At 72.3% G+C, this 5871-nt stretch carries 8 protein-coding genes; 6 read left to right on the top strand and 2 right to left on the bottom strand.

From position 1 onward, the window contains the following. Both HG543_RS50635 and HG543_RS50630 read left to right on the top strand, forming a co-directional pair. A partial coding sequence (locus tag HG543_RS50635) for a helix-turn-helix domain-containing protein (protein WP_211194735.1) occupies positions 1-215 on the top strand: 215 nt, incomplete at its 5' end. Then, positions 212-1525, top strand: coding sequence for a serine/threonine-protein kinase (locus HG543_RS50630; protein ID WP_169352171.1), 1314 nt, complete (start codon positions 212-214; stop codon positions 1523-1525). The genes HG543_RS50635 and HG543_RS50630, both read left to right, overlap by 4 nt. A gap of 3 nt (positions 1526-1528) precedes the next feature. Here the strand turns inward: HG543_RS50630 and HG543_RS50625 are convergent, their stop codons facing one another. After that, positions 1529-1861: a hypothetical protein gene (locus HG543_RS50625; RefSeq protein WP_169352170.1), complete on the bottom strand. Its 333-nt coding sequence runs from the start codon at positions 1859-1861 to the stop codon at positions 1529-1531. A gap of 412 nt (positions 1862-2273) precedes the next feature. On the opposite strand from HG543_RS50625, the gene HG543_RS50620 reads away from it, so the two are divergent. Then, positions 2274-3335, top strand: coding sequence for a serine hydrolase domain-containing protein (locus HG543_RS50620; protein ID WP_169352169.1), 1062 nt, complete (start codon positions 2274-2276; stop codon positions 3333-3335). Here the strand turns inward: HG543_RS50620 and HG543_RS56925 are convergent. After that, positions 3289-3756: a response regulator gene (locus tag HG543_RS56925; protein ID WP_343073646.1), complete on the bottom strand. Its 468-nt coding sequence runs from the start codon at positions 3754-3756 to the stop codon at positions 3289-3291. The genes HG543_RS50620 and HG543_RS56925 overlap by 47 nt on opposite strands. A gap of 215 nt (positions 3757-3971) precedes the next feature. Between HG543_RS56925 and HG543_RS50610 the strand changes: the two genes are divergently transcribed. The 3 genes from HG543_RS50610 to HG543_RS50600 form a co-directional block, all read left to right on the top strand. After that, the gene (locus tag HG543_RS50610; protein ID WP_169352168.1) at positions 3972-4430 is read left to right on the top strand and encodes a YaiI/YqxD family protein; all 459 of its coding nucleotides are present in this window, start codon (positions 3972-3974) and stop codon (positions 4428-4430) included. 66 nt (positions 4431-4496) lie between these two features. After that, positions 4497-4952 (top strand): VOC family protein, encoded by a 456-nt coding sequence (locus HG543_RS50605; RefSeq protein ID WP_169352167.1) that lies wholly within the window; start codon positions 4497-4499, stop codon positions 4950-4952. Between the two features lie 123 nt (positions 4953-5075). Further along, positions 5076-5871: hypothetical protein (locus HG543_RS50600; protein WP_169352166.1), on the top strand; the 796-nt coding region annotated here is incomplete at its 3' end.

Here is a 5871-nt window from a genome sequence, read left to right as displayed (position 1 = left end):
CGCCGGAGCGGGAGGGTGGCGCGGGAACCCCGGGCCCGGCCAGCGGTGTCCAAGGCACGCTGGCGGAGGTCATCAAGGCCGTGGAGCGTGAGCACATCGTCCTCGCGCTCAAGCGGGCGCGGGGGGTGAAGAGCGCGGCGGCGGAGTCGCTCGGAATCTCGCGGCCGACGCTGGACCGGAAGCTGGACGAGTACGGAATCGACCTCTACGCATGAACTTCCTCTGCCCCGCCTGTCGTACCCCGCTGCCGGGCGCTCGCGCGGACCTGGTGGTGCCCTGCTCCGCGTGTGGCGTGCAGGTGGACCTGGCGCGCGTGGAGACGGCGCCGGGCATCGCGCGCTTCTCGCCGGAGGTGGACCTCACGGGCGAGTCGCTCGGAGGCTTCCGGCTGGTGGGACGGCTGGGCGCGGGGGGCATGGGCACGGTGTACGCGGCGGAGGGGTACGCGGGCCCGTGCGCGGTGAAGGTGCTGTCGACGCTGGTGGCGGCGGACCCTGCGGTGCGGGCGCGCTTCCGCCGCGAGGCCGAGGCGCTGCGGCAGGTGCAGCACCCGGCCATCGTCCGCGTGCTGGCCGAGGGCGAGGAGCGGGGCTTCTGCTGGTACGCGATGGAGCGGGTGGACGGGCCGGACCTGCGCGCGAAGCTGACGAAGGACGGGCCCCTGCCCTGGCCGGAGGTGGAAGGGCTGTCGCGGAGGATGCTGGCCGCGCTGGGAGCGGCGCACGAGCGCGGCTTCATCCATCGGGACGTGAAGCCGGGGAACATCCTGCTGGCGCCGGACGGCGCGAAGCTGTGTGACTTCGGCATCGCCCGGCTGGACGGCGCGACGACGCTGACGGAGTCCGCGGCGCTCATCGGCTCGCTGCGGTACATGGCGCCCGAGCAGCAGCGGCTGGGGCGCGCGGTGGCGCAGTCGGACCTCTTCGCGCTGGGGCTGGTGCTGTACGAGGCGCTCGCGGGGGGCTTCCCCGGGGAGAAGCCACTGCCGGCGGAGGTGCCGCGCCGATTGCGACGGCTGCTGACCCGGCTGCTCTCCGAGCGCATCGAGGACCGGCCCGACAGCGCGGAGTCCGCGCGCAGGCTGCTGGAGCGGCGCGTCCCGGTGGGCGCGGTGGCCCTGGGGACTTCGGCGGTGGCGGCGCTCGCGGGACTCGTGTTGCTGGGGCCGATGGCCGCGAGCCAGGAGCCCGCGGCCGAGACGAAGGCGCCCGTGGTGACGAAGAACGCGCCCGTCGCGCCCGTGCCCGAAGCCGTGCAGGCGAAGACGCGGCAGGAGCCCGTGGAGCAAGCCCCGACGAAGGACACGGCGCCCTCCTCGCGACAGGCGCTCCAGGCCGAGCCTCCCGGCACCGCGACACCCACGCCTCTCCAGAAGGCACTTGGAACCCGAGGCACGAGCGGAGGAACCGGGGGACCAGGCGTCCGGACAGGCGACCCGACCACCGAGGACAGGCTGAAGAGCGGCGGCAAGCGCGCGGGGCTTCCGCGGGCCAGGTCGAAAAATGCAGCGCTGGAGAAGGACTGACGCTCAGACCCGCTGGTCCCGCTCCGCGAACATGCGGCGCTTCGACTTGCGGCGGATGAAGCGGCTCGCGTCCTCCCGCCGGTAGCAGGTGACGAGGCGCTCCTCGTCGCTCAGCAGGACGATCCACCCGCGGGCCTGCCGGGCAAGCGAGGAATCCCGCAGGGTGGCCGGCAGGTCCCGCTCCAGCACCGTGACATGGGTGATGCCACTGGCGCGGGCGCGGTCACCGAACTCGAGGATGAAGTCGAGCACGTCGTCACGGAGCTTGCGGCGCGAGCGACGCTCGATGAAGTGACGGGTGAGAGGATTCACACGGGACGGGACCGGGCAGCACATGTCGACGACCTCCTTGCGGAGGCTTTCCCTTTCACGTGCCGTTCCAGCCCGCCCCGCTCGGGATTCCGGGGACTTGCACAGCGACGGGCGGGCCCGCGAGCGACATTTCGTCAATTCGCGGGCCCGCCCGTGACAGCACGACTCACGCCATGGTGGCCCCCCCATCTCACGGCGGAGTCCCTGCGTCAGCGATGCGAGCTCGACATGCCCTGCCCCGGGCTGCCTTGCTCGAAAACGAGATGACCCATATCAGGAACCGCATTCCATGGAAATCACGTCTTCGCAACTCCATACCAGAATCCAACAGAGCCACGGCATCGGGGCGGCCCCGTGGATTCCCACGAGGCCCGCTGGAGGACGGCGGGAATTGGGGTGACATCCTGGCCAAGGCCGGGCAGACCTGCCGACCACGATGCCTTCACCTTCCCAGCTCATCGAAGAGGAGACCCGGCGCTACGTGCGCGGGTATCGCTCCGCGGCCCTGTGCGTGGGCCTCACCGTGGGGGGCGAGCACCACGTGCGCGCCCTGCGCGGCAAGGGCGCCCCACCCGCCAGCGACGCCCTGTTCGCGGTGGGCGAGCTGACGCAGGTCTTCACGGGCGCCCTGCTCGCGTTGATGGTGGAGCGGGGCGAGCTGCGGCTGGACACGCCGCTGGCGGACCTGATTCCCCGCGCGTTGCTCACCCACGAAGCCGCGGGCCGCATCACGCTGGAGCAGCTCGCCACGCACACCTCGGGCATGCCGCACCTGCCGCCCAACCTGGACGCGGGGACTCGCAATCCGGAGGACCCCTTCGGCCACTACTCGGCGGGACTCTTCGGGGACTTCCTGCGCGGCTATCAACCCGCGGTGGCGCCGCCGCGTCCCTACTCGGAATCACTCCTCGGCATGGGAGTGCTGGGCCATGCCCTCTCGCGCCGGGCGGGGCTCAACTACGGGCACGCGCTGAGAGACCTGCTCTTCAAGCCGCTGGGACTGACGGACACGACGACGCGTGTCACGGACGAGCAGCAGCCACGGCTGTCGTCCGGCCACACCGCGCGAGGCAAGGCGGTGCCGGCCTGGACGTTCCCGGCGCTCCCGGGCGCGGGCGCGCTCCACTCCACCGCGCCGGACCTGCTGCGCTTCCTCGACGCGAACCTCGGCCGCGGCGAGCCGGGCATCGTCCAGGCGCTGAAGCTGGCGCAGGTGCCGCGCGCGGAGGCCGGCGCGCATCGCATGGGGCTCGGGTGGACGGTGTCCCAGGTGCGTGGCCACACGGTGGTGTGGCGGTCCTCGGTGATGGGGGGCTACACGAGCTTCCTCGGCTTCGCGCCAGCGGCGGACGCGGGAGTCGTGCTCCTCTCGGACCATGGCTGGTCACTGCTCGCGGCGCTGCGAGGCCGCGTGCCGCTGGAAGCGCCCGGCCTCGCGCTGCTCACCCGCCTCACCGAGCGGGCCGCGACTGCTCCACCAGGCGCGGCAGGTCGCTGAGGCTCAGCGGCTTCACCATGTGCACGTCGAAGCCCGCCGCCAGCACCTTCGCCTTCGTCTCCGAGCCGCCGTAGCCCGTGAGCGCAATCAGGTAGAAGTCGTCCCCACCCGGCGCCGAGCGCACGCGGCGGGCAACCTCGTATCCGTCGATACCCGGCAACCCGATGTCCACCAGCGCCACATCCGGCCGCAGCTCCAACAGCCGGTTCGCGCCCTCGACTCCATCCGAGGAGACCTCCACGAGGTGTCCCATCTCCTCGAGCAGCTCCCGCATCGCCTCCAGGATGTCCACGTTGTCCTCGACGAGGAGGATGCGCCGGGGCGCCACGGCCTCCGACCTCCTCTCGGGCTCCGCACAGGGCCACGAAGCCCGCGCCATCTGCTGCGCCACCTGCCCCAGTCCTTCACGGGTCACAGCCACGGTTCCTCCATCCGAAGGCCTCCGCGGGCACTCCTCCCCCGAGGCGGCGGTTCGCAGCTTGAGCAACGGAGCGTCATCCCGCGCGAATTCCCGCGGACAAAAACGATGACGAGGAGTGGTAGACGCATGAAGCGTCGTCCCCGGACTCCGACACGGACCCGGGGACGGTCGCCCTGTCGGGCAGCAAGCAGGCAGGCACGCGAGGAGGAGTCACGATGAAGCTCTGGGTCGATGCCGATGCCTGCCCCGGACCGGTCCGGGACATCCTCCTGCGCGCCTCGCAGCGCCTCAAGGTGCCCATCGTCTTCGTGGCCAACCGTGCCCTCTCGCTCCCGCGCTCGGAGCTCGTCTCCACCGTGCAGGTCGGCGCCGGGCTCGACGTGGCGGACCGTCACATCGCCGAAGCCGCGCAGCGCGGAGACCTGGCCGTGACGCAGGACATTCCCCTCGCCGCGCAGCTGGTGCCCCGGGGCGTCGTGGTGCTCGACCCGCGCGGCGAGCTGTTCACCGAGGAGAACATCGCCGAGCGCCTGTCCGTGCGGAACTTCATGCAGGAGCTGCGGGAGAGCGGCGTGATGACCGGCGGCCCGAGCGGCTTCTCCGCCCAGGACCGGCAGCAGTTCGCCGCCGCCCTGGACCGCGAGCTGACGAGGCTCGTCAAGACGGGCAGGTAAAATCCGTACAATCCCCTCGCGTCGGGGAGGGCTATCTCAGGGGCACCCCCTGACGAGAGGTCCCCCATGAACAAGCTCCCCGATGGCCCCCGGCTCCTTCCCTACCTCGTGGTGAAGAACGCCCCGGCCGCGATTGCCTTCTACACGCGCGCCTTCGGCGCCACCGAGGTGCTCCGCCTCACCGAGCCCTCCGGCCGCATCGGCCACGCGGAGCTGTCGCTGCACGGCTCGCGGCTGTTCCTCGCGGACGAGTATCCCGAGTACGGCGTCGTCGGCCCCCAGAGCCGGGGCGGCGCCACGAGTTCGCTGAACCTCTATGTCGAGGACGTGGACACGGCCGCCCGGCGCGCCCTGGAGGCCGGCGCCGAGCTGGAGCGCCCCATCAAGGACGAGTTCTACGGCGACCGGGTCGCCCACCTGAGGGACCCCTTCGGCCACCGCTGGGCCCTCAGCACGCGCGTCGAGGACGTGTCCGCCGAGGAGATGCAGCGGCGCTTCGCGAAGCTCGTCTGCGGCGGCTGAGCCACCCCGCCCGAGTTGCTGGAGCCCGGCCGCGGGCCGATGCAGGATGGCCCCGTCCGCGACAGGGACGGCGGCCCGAGGCCTCCGCCACCGAGAGCACGCGGCGCTCGGAACGGAGGCGAGATGCGCGGGGCGAAGCTCGTGGCGTGGGGTGTCTGTCTCGTCCTCCTCGGAGGCACGCCACCCGCCGCGCGGGCACAGCCCTCACCGCCCCGGGACGGAAGTGTGCCCTCCGCCGCGCGGGCACAGGCTTCGCCCACCAGGCACGGCGGAGGCAACACCCGCACCACCGACGAGCGCTCCGTCGAATCGCTGCGCGACGCGCTCCAGACGCTCCGCTCACCCGCCGTGCGGCAGCTCCGCGCGGCGCAAGACGCCCTGTCGCGCCAGCCCGAGGAAGCCCTGCGCCTCGCGGCGCTCCCGCGGCAGGACCCGCTCTTCGCACCGTACGGACTGCAAATCGAGGCCGTGCTCTCGCGCACCCAGGCACGCGAGCTGCTCGCCGGGGGCAAGCGCGCGGAGGCGCTGGAGGCCGCGAACAAGGCGCTCACCCTCTTCCAGCGGGCGGCGGAGAGCTGCCCCTCCCCCGTCATGGCGCGGAAGCTGCCGGAGGAGCTCGGGCGCACCGAGGCCGTGGCCGGCGAGGCCCACCACGCGCGACAAGAATGGGCGGAGGCCCAGCGACTCTACGAGAGCGCCTTCACCCACTTCGCCGACGTCGACCTGCTGCGGGGCTTCCAGCCGGAGTCGCTCGGCCGCTACGCGGAGTCCTGCGCGCGACAGGCGAAGCCGTCGGTCTCCCCCACCTGCGCGGAGTGGCTGCGCCGCTTCATCCAGCTCGAGGGCCGCGGCTCCCCCAAGGGGCGGGCCATCACGAAGCACGTCCCGCTCGAAGCGCTCGGCCCCTTCCCTCCCGCGC

The organism is Pyxidicoccus fallax, assembly GCF_012933655.1.
In the GTDB taxonomy this organism is placed as follows: domain Bacteria; phylum Myxococcota; class Myxococcia; order Myxococcales; family Myxococcaceae; genus Myxococcus; species Myxococcus fallax.
Note: the sequence above shows the minus strand (reverse complement) of the source record. Positions and strands in the feature narration are given on the sequence as shown.

Excerpts from the sequence above, each read along its gene's own strand:
- HG543_RS50605 (WP_169352167.1), top strand. The coding sequence starts at position 4,497 with ATGAACAAGCTCCCCGATGGCCCCCGGCTCCTTCCCTACCTCGTGGTG.
- HG543_RS50625 (WP_169352170.1), bottom strand. The coding sequence starts at position 1,861 with ATGTGCTGCCCGGTCCCGTCCCGTGTGAATCCTCTCACCCGTCACTTC.
- HG543_RS50620 (WP_169352169.1), top strand. The coding sequence starts at position 2,274 with ATGCCTTCACCTTCCCAGCTCATCGAAGAGGAGACCCGGCGCTACGTG.
- HG543_RS50610 (WP_169352168.1), top strand. The coding sequence starts at position 3,972 with ATGAAGCTCTGGGTCGATGCCGATGCCTGCCCCGGACCGGTCCGGGAC.
- HG543_RS50630 (WP_169352171.1), top strand. The coding sequence starts at position 212 with ATGAACTTCCTCTGCCCCGCCTGTCGTACCCCGCTGCCGGGCGCTCGC.